This window comes from Erwinia sp. 1181_3 (genome assembly GCF_052824965.1).
Genome location: NZ_VTDE01000004.1, coordinates 423,565 through 439,349, shown reverse-complemented (window position 1 = coordinate 439,349; position 15,785 = coordinate 423,565). Strand labels below are relative to the sequence as shown.

Annotated in this window: 18 protein-coding genes and 1 other annotated feature; of the genes, 15 read left to right on the top strand and 3 right to left on the bottom strand. The window is 51.8% G+C overall.

Features of this window, described 5'->3' with window-relative positions; all coding sequences use genetic code 11:
- Positions 1-128 precede the first annotated feature (128 nt).
- Positions 129-800, bottom strand: coding sequence for a hexitol phosphatase HxpB (hxpB, locus tag FY046_RS14015; RefSeq protein ID WP_133845321.1), 672 nt, complete (start codon positions 798-800; stop codon positions 129-131).
- A gap of 170 nt (positions 801-970) precedes the next feature.
- Between hxpB and FY046_RS14010 the strand changes: the two genes are divergently transcribed.
- Positions 971-1,510: a YniB family protein gene (locus tag FY046_RS14010; RefSeq protein ID WP_159337223.1), complete on the top strand. Its 540-nt coding sequence runs from the start codon at positions 971-973 to the stop codon at positions 1,508-1,510.
- 33 nt (positions 1,511-1,543) lie between these two features.
- Here FY046_RS14010 and FY046_RS14005 read toward each other — a convergent pair whose 3' ends face one another.
- Positions 1,544-2,437, bottom strand: a complete 894-nt coding sequence (locus FY046_RS14005) for a fructosamine kinase family protein (protein WP_446186182.1) — start codon at positions 2,435-2,437, stop codon at positions 1,544-1,546.
- Positions 2,438-2,536: 99 nt separating this feature from the next.
- The gene (gene ghoS, locus FY046_RS14000) at positions 2,537-2,827 is read right to left on the bottom strand and encodes a type V toxin-antitoxin system endoribonuclease antitoxin GhoS (protein WP_133845471.1); all 291 of its coding nucleotides are present in this window, start codon (positions 2,825-2,827) and stop codon (positions 2,537-2,539) included.
- A 451-nt stretch (positions 2,828-3,278) separates the two neighbouring features.
- Here ghoS and FY046_RS13995 point away from each other — a divergent pair, with 451 nt between their 5' ends.
- From FY046_RS13995 to FY046_RS13930, 14 genes are all read left to right on the top strand, one after another.
- On the top strand, positions 3,279-4,034 hold the full coding sequence (locus FY046_RS13995) for a DUF481 domain-containing protein (RefSeq protein ID WP_133845315.1): 756 nt from the start codon (positions 3,279-3,281) through the stop codon (positions 4,032-4,034).
- A 334-nt stretch (positions 4,035-4,368) separates the two neighbouring features.
- Complete coding sequence (gene thrS / locus FY046_RS13990; RefSeq protein ID WP_133845313.1) at positions 4,369-6,297, top strand: threonine--tRNA ligase; 1,929 nt, start codon at positions 4,369-4,371, stop codon at positions 6,295-6,297.
- Between the two features lie 3 nt (positions 6,298-6,300).
- Positions 6,301-6,852 (top strand): translation initiation factor IF-3, encoded by a 552-nt coding sequence (infC, locus tag FY046_RS13985; protein WP_072277407.1) that lies wholly within the window; start codon positions 6,301-6,303, stop codon positions 6,850-6,852.
- Positions 6,853-6,944: 92 nt separating this feature from the next.
- Positions 6,945-7,142: a 50S ribosomal protein L35 gene (gene rpmI, locus FY046_RS13980; protein WP_005968897.1), complete on the top strand. Its 198-nt coding sequence runs from the start codon at positions 6,945-6,947 to the stop codon at positions 7,140-7,142.
- A 41-nt stretch (positions 7,143-7,183) separates the two neighbouring features.
- The gene (rplT, locus tag FY046_RS13975; protein ID WP_004157375.1) at positions 7,184-7,540 is read left to right on the top strand and encodes a 50S ribosomal protein L20; all 357 of its coding nucleotides are present in this window, start codon (positions 7,184-7,186) and stop codon (positions 7,538-7,540) included.
- A 109-nt stretch (positions 7,541-7,649) separates the two neighbouring features.
- Positions 7,650-7,775 (top strand) — a sequence feature (Phe leader region).
- Positions 7,656-7,700 (top strand): pheST operon leader peptide PheM, encoded by a 45-nt coding sequence (gene pheM, locus FY046_RS13970; protein ID WP_133845469.1) that lies wholly within the window; start codon positions 7,656-7,658, stop codon positions 7,698-7,700. (Overlaps the previous feature by 45 nt.)
- A gap of 84 nt (positions 7,776-7,859) precedes the next feature.
- Positions 7,860-8,843, top strand: a complete 984-nt coding sequence (pheS, locus tag FY046_RS13965) for a phenylalanine--tRNA ligase subunit alpha (RefSeq protein ID WP_133845311.1) — start codon at positions 7,860-7,862, stop codon at positions 8,841-8,843.
- A 15-nt stretch (positions 8,844-8,858) separates the two neighbouring features.
- Entirely contained in the window at positions 8,859-11,246 is a 2,388-nt protein-coding gene (pheT, locus tag FY046_RS13960; RefSeq protein WP_133845309.1) for a phenylalanine--tRNA ligase subunit beta, read from the top strand.
- Positions 11,247-11,250: 4 nt separating this feature from the next.
- Positions 11,251-11,550 (top strand): integration host factor subunit alpha, encoded by a 300-nt coding sequence (gene ihfA / locus FY046_RS13955; RefSeq protein ID WP_017802142.1) that lies wholly within the window; start codon positions 11,251-11,253, stop codon positions 11,548-11,550.
- 197 nt (positions 11,551-11,747) lie between these two features.
- The gene (gene btuC, locus FY046_RS13950; protein ID WP_133845307.1) at positions 11,748-12,728 is read left to right on the top strand and encodes a vitamin B12 ABC transporter permease BtuC; all 981 of its coding nucleotides are present in this window, start codon (positions 11,748-11,750) and stop codon (positions 12,726-12,728) included.
- Between the two features lie 45 nt (positions 12,729-12,773).
- A complete protein-coding gene (locus tag FY046_RS13945; RefSeq protein ID WP_133845306.1) occupies positions 12,774-13,316 on the top strand; it encodes a glutathione peroxidase in 543 nt (180 codons plus the stop codon).
- A 3-nt stretch (positions 13,317-13,319) separates the two neighbouring features.
- Entirely contained in the window at positions 13,320-14,060 is a 741-nt protein-coding gene (gene btuD, locus FY046_RS13940; RefSeq protein WP_171148623.1) for a vitamin B12 ABC transporter ATP-binding protein BtuD, read from the top strand.
- A gap of 72 nt (positions 14,061-14,132) precedes the next feature.
- Positions 14,133-14,591, top strand: a complete 459-nt coding sequence (locus FY046_RS13935) for an NlpC/P60 family protein (RefSeq protein ID WP_133845302.1) — start codon at positions 14,133-14,135, stop codon at positions 14,589-14,591.
- A gap of 365 nt (positions 14,592-14,956) precedes the next feature.
- Positions 14,957-15,700, top strand: a complete 744-nt coding sequence (locus FY046_RS13930) for an EAL domain-containing protein (protein WP_133845301.1) — start codon at positions 14,957-14,959, stop codon at positions 15,698-15,700.
- Positions 15,701-15,785 lie beyond the last annotated feature (85 nt).

The following is a 15,785-nucleotide window of genomic DNA, read 5'->3' as shown; positions in this document are numbered from 1 at the left end:
GAGCCGGTTAACGGAGCATAGGCAGAAGCGGGGATGAATTCAACAAAAATGAAACGATGTTTTATTTATTTTAACGGCAATGGGTGATAATAAAAAACCAGGCGGACGCATTGCCGCCTGGTACTGACTCAGCGTCCGTGCAGATGCTGTGCTGTAAGCTCTTCAAGGCTGGCGAGTTTTACGTCAGCCAGTGACCAGCGCAGATCGGCGGCATGAGCGGCATCCGGGACGACGATAGAGCGCATACGTCCTGCTTTGGTGGCGATCATGCCGTTAAATGAGTCTTCCAGCGTCACGCAGTTGAGCGGATCCACGCCCAGGCGGGCGGCCGCATCCAGATAGACCTGCGGGTGGGGTTTACTGTAAGGCAGCGCCTCTGCCGAGGCCAGGACCTCAAAGTACTGGCGCAGGTTGAACATCTCCAGCACACGTTCCAGCATAAATAGCGGTGAGGCAGACGCGAGGCCGATCTTCAGTCCCTCGGACTGACAGAGCTGTAATGCCTGTTCAACGCCGGGCAGGAGCGGCCGGGTTTCTTCGACCAGACTCAGTGCCCGTGCGATGACTCGCTGGGTGACTTCGGCCTGGGAGGGGCCTTTCCACGGCAGGTTTTCATACCACATACGTACCACCTGATCGATACGCAGACCCAGCGCATCCGGCATTTCACCGCGACGGCTGAGGTCAACATCAAGGGTGGTTAAGATATCCAGCTCGGCTTGTTGCCACAGGGGCTCGGAATCAATCAGCAGACCATCCATATCAAAAATGGCGGCGAGTACAGGGCGGTGATAAGACATGCTACGGCTCCATTTAACAGTTTATGGCAGCTTAGCACGAAGTGTTGATGAAAAAATTATCATCGCGGCAGGCTGTCTGTGTAAACCTGGCATTAACTCTGCATTTTGCAGGCACTTTTATGTCACTACAGGTAAACTGACAGGCAGACAACAGATGGACTGGAGAAAGCATGACATATCAACAGGCTGGCAGGGTTGCGATTATAAAGCGCATCGCGGGCTGGATTATTTTTATTCCCGCGTTGTTATCGACGCTGATTTCACTGCTGGGTTTTCTGGAAAAGAGTCGTGAGCAGCGCGAAGGTATCAATGCGGTGATGCAGGATTTCGCCCATGTGATGATTGATATGATCCGCTTCAATACTGGTTTTCTCTCTGGCTTCTGGGCAAATTCGCCCATACCGGATTTTAATCAGGGGACGAATGTCCTGTTCTGGATAATTTATGTGCTGATTTTTGTTGGTCTGGCGTTACAGGCCTCGGGAGCACGTATGTGGCGGCAGACGCGTTTTCTGCGTGAGAGTCTGGAAGATCAGATGATCCTGGAGAAAGCGCGCGGCACAGAAGGGCAAAGCCGGGAACAGCTGGAAGCAAAAATTGTGGTGCCACGGCACACGATTTTCCTGCAAATCTTCCCACTCTACATCCTGCCGGTGATCATCATAGTGGCCGGATATTTTGTGTTGAAACTGGCTGGCTTCATCTACTAAGCCAGCCCTCATACCCACGTTTGCGTTCTGCCATCAGGCAGGGCGCGCGTGGCGTTTTACCCGCTCATCGGTATCCAGCAATGCGCTTGTGGCCCGTTGCGCCTCTCCCAGCCAGCGTCCGCCAAAGACATTGGCGCGGTTAAGCAGGTAATAGAGCTGATAGACAGGCTGCCGTTGCAGGAAGTCGCCAGGCAGCGGCCAGACTGACTGGTAACCATCATAAACCTGCACCGGAACATCCGGGAACCAGGACAGCATCGCCAGATCGCATTCACGATCCCCCCAGTAGCAGGCGGGATCAAATATCCACGGTCCGCTGTCACTTCCGGCACAGTTGGCCGGCCACAGGTCGCCATGCAGCAGGGACGGCTGAGGGTGATGTGATTCCAGAATCGCTTGTGCACAATGGACAATCAGTTCGCTGTCACCATACTGAATGCCTTTCTCTGCGGCGAGCTGAAGCTGCCAGCCGATGCGCTGTTCGGCAAAGAATACCGACCAGCGGCGCAACCAGCTGTTCGGCTGCAGGGAGGTGGTGATGTTATTGTCGAAGTCGAGGCCAAACTGCGGTTGTTCACTCCACTGATGAAGGTGCGCCAGCTGCTGACCCAGTTGAAAAGCACCATGGGCATCAAGCGGCCTGACCGGGATGTACTCAAGCAGTAAAAAGCTGGTATCGCGATCGCTACCCACCCCGTATACCGCTGGTACGCGCACTGTCTGACTGCGTGCCAGCAGCTGTAACTGATCGGCTTCCCATGTGAACAGGTCCTGCATGTCACGCTGGTTACATTTAACGAAGATTTCATGCTCACCATAGCGCAGATACCAGGTGGGATGAACATCACCACCGGGCAGCTCGCTGCGTTCGGTGATCTCTGCCGACCCCAACTGCTCACTCAACAGACGACGAATGGCTGACCACATAGGACACTCCTCTTTTTCGCTGTGATTGCACTATGATAACGCTTAAAGAATAACCAAAATCTGCGCTTGCGCACGTTAAGCGCCCGTCTTTACAAAAACTTAGTCGGTGTTACTGCGGAAGTCTTCCCAGTGCTGAACGTCAAGTTGCGGTACTTCTCCCAGTACCTGTTCACCGATCCCCACCGCTTGCTGGTGGATATCCTCTTCTGACAAAGCGGTAATGATGCCGAAACTGTTGGTGCCAAGTTCGTGTGGATGACCATCGTCATCTTTCAACGTGGTAGAAAATCCACTACTAATCAGCGCACTACTGAGTTCCAGCACATCTGACAAACCTTTTTCATCGTAATGAAAAGTCACAACATACTGATGGATCCCCTGATTACTCATCATTCACCTCATTGTAAAAAAACATGTTTTCAGCGTAGCCCATCCTGAAGGGGGCGCAGTAAAATCAGCATATCGTAGGGGGGATGTGGCGCATTAACACATTTGTGCGTGTTGCAAATCAGAGCAGGGGGCTTGAGAAAGAGGTGAAGAAGAAAGCAGCCCGTTGACTGGGGGGATTTTACATTTAGTCACATTGCTGACGGTTTTCGGTGAAAAAATACCCGTTACTAAAGATATTTCTTATTTACAGCCAGGTGTTTTCTCACCAAATACCCTCTATAATGCGCCGCGTTAATGGGAATGTTCTCAATAACGGTGCTGTTTTGTCATGATGCTTTGTAAAAAGAGCGAATTAACAAATTGTTACGAATATTACCGTAAAATGCGTTGATCGTCCTTCAAAACGCTTCAGACTCACTCTTTTAAAAACTGTCGTACGGGTCACATTTAAATGAAAGCGCTTAATAAGCTGTCTGTAGTTCTGCTGCTCTCCGGGGGAGCACTGTGTCAACAAGCCCTGGCGGATAATAACGTCTTCACGGTTATGGATGACCCTTCCACGGCGAAAAAAGATTTTGAAGGCAACGCCGCTGCGGGTTATCTGGCGCAGTCTGGCAACACCACCAGCTCCTCTGCAACGGCAAACACCAACCTGACCTGGTATACGCCAAGCTTTGCATACAGCCTGTGGGGCAACGCCAGTAATACCTCTTCCAATGATGAGCGCTCTTCAGAGACTTATCAGGTGGGTGGCCGTACGCGTTACAACATGAACAGTGCCGATTACCTGTTCGGCCAGGCAAGCTGGTTAAGTGACCGTTTCAATGGCTACGATGGTCGTTCCATCCTGGCGGCAGGTTATGGTCGTCAGCTGCTGAATGGCCCGGTGCACTCACTGCGTGTGGAAGCCGGTCCTGGTGTGCGTTATGACGATTACCATCAAGGTGGCCATGAAACTCAGGCGCTGGCTTACGGTGCATTTAGCTACCAGTGGCAGTTAACCGATACCACCAAGTTCATTCAGGGTGTTTCCGTTCTGGGTAGCGACGATACTACCGTCAACTCAGAAACCGGTCTTCAGGTGGCGATTAATGAACATTTCGCCCTGAAAATGGCTTACAACGTGACCTGGAACCAGAATCCTCCAGAGTCTGCGCCTGATCATACTGATACCAAAACAACGATCATGCTTTCCTACGCGATGTAATCCTCAGACGAGCCGCTGCCTGCGGCTCGTTTTTCTCCTGCCTCGAATCCTCCTGCTTCGTTTCTGAACGGTTTCTCTCTGATCCTAAAGCCATTTGATGACGTATCCGTTCATTGCTTAAGACACGCCCCCGTGCAATTGACCTCTATGAAGTGTAAGATGTTCCTCCTTCTGAAGTTTCTGATAAACAGACACTTTTGAATATGTGTACCAGGCCTGTACCAAATCGGCAAATGTGAGTCGGTTTCAAGTGCAAAGTGCTTGTTGTATAACGTAAATTTTAATTTTGCATGTAATCTTACGTGTGGGTTACCACTGCAATTAAGGATGTTTCATGCCTGTTATTACTCTTCCTGATGGAAGCCAGCGTTCGTTTGACCACGCCGTAAGCGTGATGGATATTGCTCTGGACATCGGTCCTGGCCTGGCGAAAGCCTGTATTGCCGGACGTGTCAATGGCGAACTGGTTGATGCGGTTGACCCGATCACCGAAGACGCACAAGTTGCCATCATCACGGCGAAAGACGATGCGGGTCTGGAAATTATTCGTCACTCCTGCGCCCACCTTTTAGGGCACGCGATCAAGCAACTGTGGCCAGATACGAAAATGGCTATCGGTCCTGTTATCGACAACGGTTTTTACTATGATGTTGATCTCGACCGTACGCTGACCCAGGAAGACATTGAGCTGCTGGAAAAGCGTATGCACCAGTTAGCTGAGACGAATTACGACGTCATCAAGAAGAAAGTCAGCTGGCAGGAAGCGCGTGATGCCTTCGCTGCACGTGGTGAGACTTATAAAACCACCATCCTTGATGAAAATATCAGCCACGACGATCGTCCTGGTCTGTATCATCACGAAGAATATGTGGATATGTGCCGTGGCCCGCACGTACCCAATATGCGTTTTTGTCATCACTTTAAGCTGCAGAAAATTTCTGGTGCTTACTGGCGTGGTGACAGCAATAACAAAATGCTGCAACGTATCTACGGCACTGCATGGGGCGATAAGAAGCAATTAGCCGCCTATCTGCAACGTCTGGAAGAAGCAGCAAAACGCGACCACCGTAAAATCGGTAAACAGCTCGACCTGTATCATATGCAGGAAGAGGCACCAGGTATGGTGTTCTGGCACAACGATGGCTGGACAATTTTCCGTGAACTGGAAGTGTTTGTTCGTACCAAGCTGAAAGAGTATGAGTACCAGGAAGTGAAAGGTCCGTTTATGATGGACCGTGTGCTGTGGGAGAAAACCGGGCACTGGGAAAACTACAAAGAGGCGATGTTTACCACCTCTTCTGAGAACCGTGAATACTGCATTAAGCCAATGAACTGCCCAGGGCACGTGCAGATTTTCAATCAGGGTCTAAAATCATACCGCGACCTGCCGTTACGTATGGCTGAGTTTGGCAGTTGCCACCGTAATGAGCCGTCAGGTGCGTTGCACGGTCTGATGCGTGTGCGTGGTTTTACCCAGGATGATGCCCACATCTTCTGTACCGAAGAACAGGTACGTGATGAGGTCAACGGCTGTATTAAGATGGTGTACGACATGTACAGCACCTTCGGCTTTGAAAAGATCGTGGTAAAACTGTCTACCCGTCCTGAAAAACGTATCGGTAGTGATGATCTCTGGGACCGTTCAGAGGCCGACCTGGCCGCTGCGCTGAAAGAGAACAATATACCGTTCGACTATCAGCCGGGTGAGGGCGCATTCTACGGCCCTAAAATTGAATTTACCCTGTATGATTGCCTCGACCGTGCATGGCAGTGCGGTACCGTTCAGCTCGACTTCTCTCTGCCGAGCCGTCTGAGTGCCTCTTATATCGGTGAAAGTAATGAACGTCAGGTGCCAGTGATGATTCACCGTGCAATCCTGGGGTCCATGGAGCGCTTTATCGGGATTTTAACCGAAGAATATGCCGGTTTCTTCCCGACCTGGTTAGCTCCTGTACAAGTTGTGGTGATGAATATCACCGATGGTCAGTCCGAATATGTTGCAGAATTGACTCGAAAACTGCAAAATGCGGGCATTCGTGCAAAAGCGGACTTGAGAAACGAGAAGATTGGCTTTAAAATCCGTGAACATACTTTACGACGTGTCCCTTATATGTTGGTCTGTGGTGATAAAGAGGTGGAAGCTGGCAAAGTTGCCGTTCGCACCCGCCGCGGTAAAGACCTGGGAAGCATGGACGTAAACGAAGTGATCGCTAAGCTGCAGGGTGAAATCCGCAGCCGCAATCTTCATCAATTGGAGGAATAAAGTATTAAAGGCGGAAAACGAGTTCAACCGGCGCGTCCTAATCGCATAAATAGAGAAATTCGCGCCACTGAGGTTCGTCTGACTGGCGTCGATGGCGAACAGATTGGTATTGTCAGTCTGAATGAAGCTTTGGAAAAAGCTGAAGAAGCGGGCGTGGATCTGGTAGAGATCAGCCCCAACGCCGAGCCGCCCGTTTGTCGTATAATGGATTACGGCAAGTTCCTTTACGAAAAAAGCAAATCTTCTAAAGAACAGAAGAAAAAGCAAAAGATTATCCAGGTTAAGGAAATTAAATTCCGTCCTGGTACCGATGATGGCGACTATCAGGTAAAACTACGCAACCTGATTCGCTTTCTGGAAGATGGCGATAAAGCCAAGATCACGCTGCGTTTCCGCGGTCGTGAGATGGCGCACCAGCAGATCGGTATGGAAGTGCTTAACCGCGTCCGTAAAGATCTGTGTGAAGATATTGATCTGGCAGTTGTCGAATCATTCCCTACAAGGATTGAAGGTCGTCAGATGATTATGGTGCTCGCTCCCAAGAAGAAACAGTAGGCCCTAAAGTAATCTTGCTGCGTGTTTCGGCACGCGGCGTGATTCGCCTGTCTGGTTCATTTTATTAACAATGCGAAGTGGATATTTTTTAAATGCCAAAGATTAAAACTGTACGTGGCGCGGCCAAGCGCTTCAAGAAGACCGCCGGTGGCGGCTTCAAGCGTAAACACGCTAACCTGCGTCATATTCTGACTAAAAAATCTACTAAGCGTAAACGCCACCTGCGTCCTAAAGGTATGGTGTCTAAAGGCGATCTGGGTCTGGTTATTGCCTGCCTGCCGTACGCATAAGTATCAATTTTTTTTAACAGAATATTAAACAGGAGAGCTAAATGGCTCGTGTAAAACGTGGTGTAGTTGCTCGCGCACGTCACAAGAAAATCTTAAAACAAGCTAAAGGCTACTACGGTGCACGTTCACGTGTATACCGTGTTGCTTTCCAGGCTGTTATCAAAGCTGGTCAGTATGCTTACCGTGACCGTCGTCAGCGGAAGCGCCAGTTCCGTCAGCTGTGGATTGCGCGTATTAACGCTGCTGCCCGCACTAACGGTATCTCTTACAGCCGCTTCATCAATGGCCTGAAAAAGGCTTCGATCGAAATCGACCGTAAGATTCTGGCTGACATCGCAGTATTCGACAAAGCAGTATTTGCTGCTCTGGTAGAAAAAGCGAAATCAGCTCTGGCGTAAGCCAGATTGAAGAGGGAGCTCGTCTCCCTCTTTTTTATTATCTGAAATGATTGACTTTTTTCCCCTCCGGCCTTTCAATAGAGCGGTCCGAAACTGCATTTAAGGTCAGCTAACCATGAATACTGCTATTTTCCGTTTCTTTTTTTACTTTAGCGCCTGATCATCGGGGGCTTTAGCGCAAAGAAAAGAAACGAAAAATCGCGCTGAAAGCCTCCCTCGTGGAGGCTTTTTTCGTTTTAGCGCACGTGAAATAACGACCGGGCGGCTATTCGTCCTGAAAAAAACAGATCAGCCAGCGTGGCTGGAAGAAGAGGAAAGCATGTCACATCTCGCAGACCTGGTGGCGAGCGCGAAAGCCGCCATCAATGATGCTCAGGATGTCGCCGCGTTAGATAACGTTCGCGTCGAATACCTGGGTAAAAAAGGGCATCTCACGCTCCAGATGACCTCCTTGCGTGAACTGCCTGCGGAAGATCGCCCGGCAGCGGGTGCGGTAATCAATGAAGCAAAACAACAGGTGCAGGAAGCGCTGAACGCGCAGAAAAACGCACTGGAATCTGCAGTGATGAACGCCCGTCTGGCGCAGGAAACCATTGATGTTTCTCTGCCGGGCCGTCGCATTGAAAACGGTGGGTTGCATCCGGTCACGCGCACCATTGACCGCATTGAAACCTTCTTTGGCGAACTGGGCTTCTCTGTCGAGACGGGCCCGGAAATTGAAGATGACTATCATAATTTCGATGCGCTGAATATTCCGGGCCACCACCCGGCGCGCGCCGATCACGATACCTTCTGGTTCGATGCCACCCGCCTGCTGCGTACTCAAACGTCAGGCGTGCAGATCCGCACGATGAAAAACCAGCAGCCGCCAATCCGCATTATTGCGCCAGGTCGCGTGTATCGTAACGATTACGATCAGACTCATACCCCCATGTTCCACCAGATGGAAGGCTTGATTGTTGATAAAAATATCAGCTTTACCAATCTGAAGGGCACCCTGCACGATTTCCTGAACAACTTCTTTGAAGAAGATTTGCAGGTTCGTTTCCGTCCGTCCTACTTCCCGTTCACTGAGCCTTCTGCTGAAGTGGATGTGATGGGTAAAAACGGCAAATGGCTGGAAGTGCTGGGTTGCGGCATGGTGCACCCTAACGTGCTGCGCAATGTGGGTATTGATCCGGAAGTGTACTCAGGTTTCGCCTTTGGTATGGGAATGGAGCGTCTGACCATGCTGCGTTACGGTGTGACCGATCTGCGTGCCTTCTTCGAAAATGATTTACGTTTCCTCAAACAGTTTAAATAAGGGCGGGTAAAACCAATGAAATTCAGTGAACTCTGGTTACGTGAATGGGTCAACCCGGCCATTGACAGTGCAGCCCTGTCCGATCAAATCACCATGGCCGGCCTTGAAGTGGACGGTGTCGATGCGGTTGCCGGTGCTTTCCATGGCGTGGTAGTAGGTGAAGTCGTTGAGTGCGGTCAGCATCCTAACGCCGACAAACTGCGCGTGACCAAAATCAATGTGGGCGGCGAACGCCTGCTGGATATCGTCTGCGGTGCACCCAACTGCCGCCAGGGGCTGAAAGTGGCCGTGGCAACCGTGGGTGCGGTACTGCCGGGCGATTTCAAAATCAAAGCCGCAAAACTGCGCGGTGAGCCGTCAGAAGGCATGCTGTGCTCTTTCTCCGAGCTGGGTATTTCCGACGACCACAACGGCATCATTGAACTGCCGCTGGATGCGACTATCGGCACAGATATCCGCGATTATCTCAAGCTGGATGACAACACCATTGAGATCAGCGTGACGCCTAACCGTGCCGACTGCCTGGGCATTATCGGCGTGGCGCGCGATGTGGCCGTGCTTAACAAGCTGCCACTGACGGCGCCGGAGATGGCCCCCGTCGCCGCGACCGTGCAGGATACTTTCCCGATCCGTGTGGAGGCGAGCGAAGCCTGTCCGCGTTACCTTGGCCGCGTAGTGAAAGGCATCAATGTGAAAGCTGCTACGCCGCTGTGGATGAAGGAAAAACTGCGCCGCTGTGGAATTCGCTCAATCGATCCGGTTGTCGACATCACCAACTATGTTTTACTGGAGTTGGGCCAGCCGATGCACGCCTTTGACCTCGATCGCCTTGAGGGCGGTATCGTGGTGCGTATGGCAGAAGAGGGTGAAACCCTGGTTCTGCTGGATGGTAACGAAGCTAAATTGAGCAGCGATACGCTGGTGATTGCGGATCAGAAGAAAGCGCTGGCGATGGCCGGTATTTTTGGTGGCGAACATTCCGGTGTGAATGAAGAAACCCAGAACGTGCTGTTTGAATGTGCCTTCTTCAGCCCGCTGTCGATCACCGGTCGTGCACGCCGTCATGGTCTGCATACGGATGCTTCGCATCGCTACGAGCGCGGTGTTGACCCGGCATTGCAGCACACGGCGATTGAGCGTGCGACCCGCCTGCTGTTGGATATCTGCGGTGGTGAAGCGGGCCCGGTCATCGATGTGACCCACGAAGCAACCTTGCCTGTGCGTGCCACCATTACGCTGCGTCGTGAAAAACTGGACCGTCTGATTGGCCATGTGATTGCCGATGCTGAGGTGGGCGATATTCTGCGCCGTCTGGGCTGCACGGTGACAGAAGGCCAGGGTGAGTGGCAGGCAGTGGCACCAAGCTGGCGTTTTGACATCGCCATTGAAGAAGACCTGGTAGAGGAAGTCGCCCGTGTTTACGGCTACGACAATATTCCTGACGTGCCTGTACAGGCCGGTCTGGTGATGACGAAGCATCGTGAAGCGAATCTTTCGCTGAAGCGTGTTAAAGCGTTACTGGTGGACAAAGGCTATCAGGAAGCGATTACCTACAGCTTCGTTGACCCGAAAATTCAGGCGTTACTGCACCCGGGCGAAGAAAATCTGGTGCTGCCAAGCCCCATCTCCGTTGAGATGTCAGCAATGCGTCTATCGCTGTGGAGTGGCCTGCTGGGTGCGGTGGTGTATAACCAGAACCGTCAACAGTCTCGCGTGCGTCTTTTCGAGAGCGGGTTGCGCTTTGTGCCTGATACACAGGCAAACCTCGGTATCCGTCAGGACGTTATGCTGGCTGGCGTGATCAGTGGTCATCGCAACGAAGAGCACTGGGATCTGGCGCGTAACCCGGTAGACTTCTATGATTTAAAAGGTGATTTAGAGTCCCTGCTGGAATTGACCGGCAAACTCGATGAGATTCAGTTTGTGGCTGCCACTAACCCGGCGCTTCATCCGGGGCAGAGCGCCGCGATTTATTTACGTGGCGAACACATCGGATTTATTGGTGTGGTGCATCCGGAACTTGAACGTAAACTGGATCTTAACGGCCGTACCGTGGTGTTTGAACTGTTGTGGGATAAGGTCGCAGACCGCGTCCTGCCTGATGCCAGCGGCATTTCGCGCTTCCCGGCGAACCGTCGTGACATCGCTGTCGTTGTCGCTGAAAACGTGCCAGCAGCAGATATTATCACCGAGTGTAAGAAAGTTGGCGTAAATCAGGTAGTTGGCGTAAACTTGTTTGACGTGTACCGTGGTAAGGGCGTAAATGATGGTTTTAAGAGCCTCGCTATCAGCCTGATTTTGCAAGATACCAGCCGGACACTCGAAGAAGAGGAGATTGCCGCTACCGTTGCAAAATGCGTAGAGGCACTGAAAGAGCGATTCCAAGCATCCTTGAGGGATTGAACCTATGGCGCTTACAAAAGCTGAAATGTCTGAATACCTGTTTGAGAAGCTTGGTCTTAGCAAACGGGATGCCAAAGAGCTGGTTGAACTGTTTTTCGAAGAAGTGCGTCGTGCTTTGGAGAATGGTGAGCAGGTCAAACTGTCTGGATTTGGCAATTTCGACCTTCGCGACAAAAATCAACGTCCGGGACGTAACCCCAAAACGGGTGAAGATATTCCCATTACGGCTCGCCGGGTTGTGACGTTTCGACCTGGTCAGAAACTGAAAAGCCGGGTTGAGAACGCTTCACCGAAAGAAGACTGATTTCTGCTATTCAAAAGGCCGCGCAAGCGGCCTTTTTCATCATGAGAGCAGACCGAAAGGCGGCGATCACCCTAAGCCGAGACCACCAAAGCAAAACCAGCATCATTAATCCACTCAGAGCCAGCGTTGCTGGCTCTTTCTTTTTGCCGATTTCCCTCTACAATTAACCCTCTGTTTTCTTTTAAAAAACGTCGGTTATGACTCTGCTTTCCCAACAGATATCCGCTGCTCACCGTCGTTCCGGCTTCTGGCTGTGCGGGCTGGGGATATTTTGTCTGTCGCTGCTGCTGCTGAGTCTGTGCGCGGGTGAGCGCTGGATCTCGCCTGCCGAATGGTCAACCTCCGACGCACAACTCTTTGTCTGGCAACTCCGCCTACCGCGTTCGCTGGCGGTGATGCTGGTCGGTGCCTCGCTGGCGGTCGCAGGTGCGGCAATGCAGGCACTGTTCAGTAATCCACTGGCCGAACCTGGCCTGCTGGGCGTATCCGGCGGCGCAGGCGTAGGGCTGGTGATGTGCATCCTCTCCGGTGTCGGTAGTCCCTGGTTGATGAGTCTCAGCGCCATTCTTGGGGCGCTACTGGTCACCGTGATTCTGCTGCGTTTTGCCCGTCAGCATCTCTCCAGTAGCCGTCTGCTGCTGGCCGGGGTCGCGCTGGGGATTATTTGCAGCGCGCTGATGACCTGGGCGGTCTATTTTAGCAGCAGCATGGATTTACGTCAGTTAATGTACTGGATGATGGGGGGCTTTAGCGGCATTGACTGGCGCTATGGCTGGCTGATGCTGGCATTGATCCCCGTGCTATTGTGGTTGAGCAGTCGGGTTCGTGTGCTTAACCTGCTGGCGCTGGGTGAGATCTCTGCGCAGCAGCTGGGTCTGCCACTGGTGCTGTGGCGTAATCTGCTGGTACTGGCGGTTGGCTGGCTGGTGGGAGTCAGCGTTGCTCTGGCAGGGGCTATCGGCTTCATCGGCCTGGTGATACCGCATATCCTGCGGCTGAACGGACTGAGCGATCATCGTATTCTTTTGCCGTGCTGTGCGCTGGCTGGCGCAGGTGTATTGCTGGCTGCTGACATTATTGCCCGCGTGGCGTTGACCTCCGCTGAACTGCCGATCGGGGTGGTGACGGCGACATTGGGCGCACCGGTGTTTATCTGGCTATTATTGAGCAACCGCTGACAGTCTGAAGGCTGTCGTGTTCTTACGTTAAAACAGGAAAAGACGATGAGTATTTTCGAAACAGAACTGGTCACGCTGGATGGTGATAAGACGACATTAGCGCAATGGCAGGGCGATGTTCTATTGGTGGTTAACGTGGCTTCTAAATGTGGGCTCACCCCACAGTATGAGGAGCTGGAGACGCTGCAAAAAGAGTTACATGAACAGGGGCTGACAGTACTGGGCTTCCCATGTAATGCATTCCTTGAGCAGGAGCCAGGCACAGACGCTGAGATTAAAACCTTTTGCAGCACCACCTACGGTGTAACGTTCCCGATGTTCAGCAAAATTGAGGTAAACGGCCCGCAGCGCCATCCGTTGTACGCCCAGCTGGTGGCCGCACAGCCTGAAGCCACTGCGCCGGAGGGGAGTGGTTTCCTCGAGCGTATGACCAGCAAAGGGCGTGCGCCGAAGGTGCCGGGAGACGTTTTATGGAACTTTGAAAAGTTCCTGGTGGGCCGTGACGGTAAGGTGTTACAACGCTTCTCGCCGGATACGGCACCGAATGATCCGCAACTGATCGCCCGCATCCACCAGGCGCTGGCGTAACCGATGCTGCTGGAATTAACAGGTGTCGCGCTAACCGGGCGCCTGTTTCCGTTCAGTGCGCAGGTAAAGGCCGGGCAGGTTATTCATCTGGTCGGTCCCAATGGTGCAGGAAAAAGCTCGCTGCTGATGGCGATAGCCGGGCTGCTGTCGGCTCGCGGTAACGTGCTGTTTGCCGGACGTGCGCTGGCTGACTGGCACGGCATGGCGTTGGCCCGCCAGCGCGCTTATCTCGCCCAGCAGCAGTCTCCTCTGGGGCAGATGCCCGTCTGGCATTATCTGCTAATGCATACGCAGCAGCAGGGAGACGTGCATCATGCAATGCTACTCACGCTGGCCCAGGCCTTACAGCTGAGTGATAAGTTGTCCCGGCCTCTTACGCAACTTTCTGGCGGCGAGTGGCAACGTGTGCGACTGGCGGCGGTACTCTTGCAGGTCAGTCACCCGGATGGCAAGTTGCTGCTGTTAGATGAGCCCCTGACGGGGCTGGATATTGCCCAGCAGGCCGCGTTTGACCGCTTGATCCCGGCGCTAACGCAGCAGGGGGTTAGTGTGATCATGAGCAGCCATGATATGAATCACTCCCTGCGATATGCGGATTGTGTCTGGCTGATGCGGCCAGGGCAGTGTGCATTACAGGGTAATCCGCAGGACGTGCTGACTCCGGAACATCTCAGCGCGCTTTATCAGGTCTCATTCCGGATGCTGGATATAGAAGGGCAGGCGATGCTGACAACGCTCAGTTGAGCAGGGTGTCGCTGTTGCCTGTTTCGGGTATTACCGTTAGATTACAGACTGTTGCTATTGAGAGGCATTGTTATGCGTTACTGGCTTCTGCTTATTGTTGTTGTTCTGGCGGGTTGTAGCAGTCGTGCCCCGGCACCTGACGGGCGTCTCTCCGATTCCATTACCGTTATTGCCCAGCTTAATGACCAGCTCGGTCAGTGGCGCGGTGCGCCTTATCGCTATGGAGGGATGAGCCGCAGTGGCGTCGACTGCTCTGGTTTTGTTTATCTGACCTTCCGCGATCGCTTTAATTTGCAGTTACCACGCACCACCTCCGCGCAGACCGATATCGGTACCCGCATTGATAAGGCCCAGCTTTTACCGGGCGACCTGGTGTTCTTCAAAACTGGCAGCGGAGAAAATGGCCTGCATGTCGGCATTTACGACACTGATAATCAGTTTATCCATGCGTCGACCAGTCAGGGCGTCACCCGTTCTTCACTGGATAATGTTTACTGGCGAAAAGTATTCTGGCAGGCGCGGCGTATTTAATCGCCAGATTAAGACGTGGCCTGCTGTTTTAATTAGCGTTTAATTTATGTCCGCATAAATAGGGTTTGCGGAATTTAAAATACCACTTCAACTCAAATTTACCTTAAGTCAATTTTTCTCTGGTGCCGAAATACGCATTCGTAAAGATAGCGTTACCGGAAACAACGACGTTTATTTTTACGCATCAGGAAAGTGATATCAGTAAGCATCGTTTATGTCAGTTTTGTGTTAGCTTAAGGATATGGATTACAAGCAAAAGCACACTGCAATTGAATTTCCGCAGGGTGACAGTCTGTTGACACTGTTGCTTGTCCTATTTTGTTGATATAGGATGCGGTGAGTGCCGCTTAATAATGGCGATTAAGATGAACATCTTTTTGGAAGCTGATTATAAAACTTACACAGCATTCTGCCCGGTTTACAGCCCAGGCGGGCTGTTGACGTCTGTTGAGATGTTAACCCACTTTACTCATGCCAGTGCCAATGTGGCCATGCCTCAGGAGATTCTTACGCCGCTATTAAATGACCGGCAGCGTGTCCTGTTGTTGCAGGAACAAATTAACGTTATTGAAAAACATTACGATTTTTTTAGCGACAATGACCTGAAAGTAGCGATTAATATTGATAAACCGCTGGCTGAGACCATCCTCGAGAGTGAGTTTATTCTGAAAAAAATGTGTCAGCTGGATTGCCTGGAACTGGAAGTCAGCGAAAGCTTTCCTGATTTAACGTTGGGGCGAAATAATAATTTTCTGAAAGCGCTGAGTGAAAAATTTAACTTAAGTCTGAATAATTACGGTGCCGGTAAAGCGACCTCAAAAGCTGTTTTTGACGACTTGTTTTATCGTATTAAGCTGGATAAAGGATTTATTCAACACAATATTAAACGCTTATCTTTTCACCCGTTTATCAACGCTATCCTTGATCACGTCAAACCCCACTGTCAGGAGATTGTCGTGCAGGGCGTGGATGACATCACCGGGTTACAGACTGTTCGTGACTATGCCTTCGATGGTATTCAGAGCGCGCTATTCCCGCCGGTCGGTGAAGAGGCGTTAATTCATCTGACGGAACCCCCTTATCAGCTGCGGGAACGCATACTGCAATAACCCTGAAAACTCTCCGTGTTTTCCAGCACCGTGGCGCTTTACACTAGCAGTATTATCGGGAATGTTCCCAGTGGCACTGATGGAG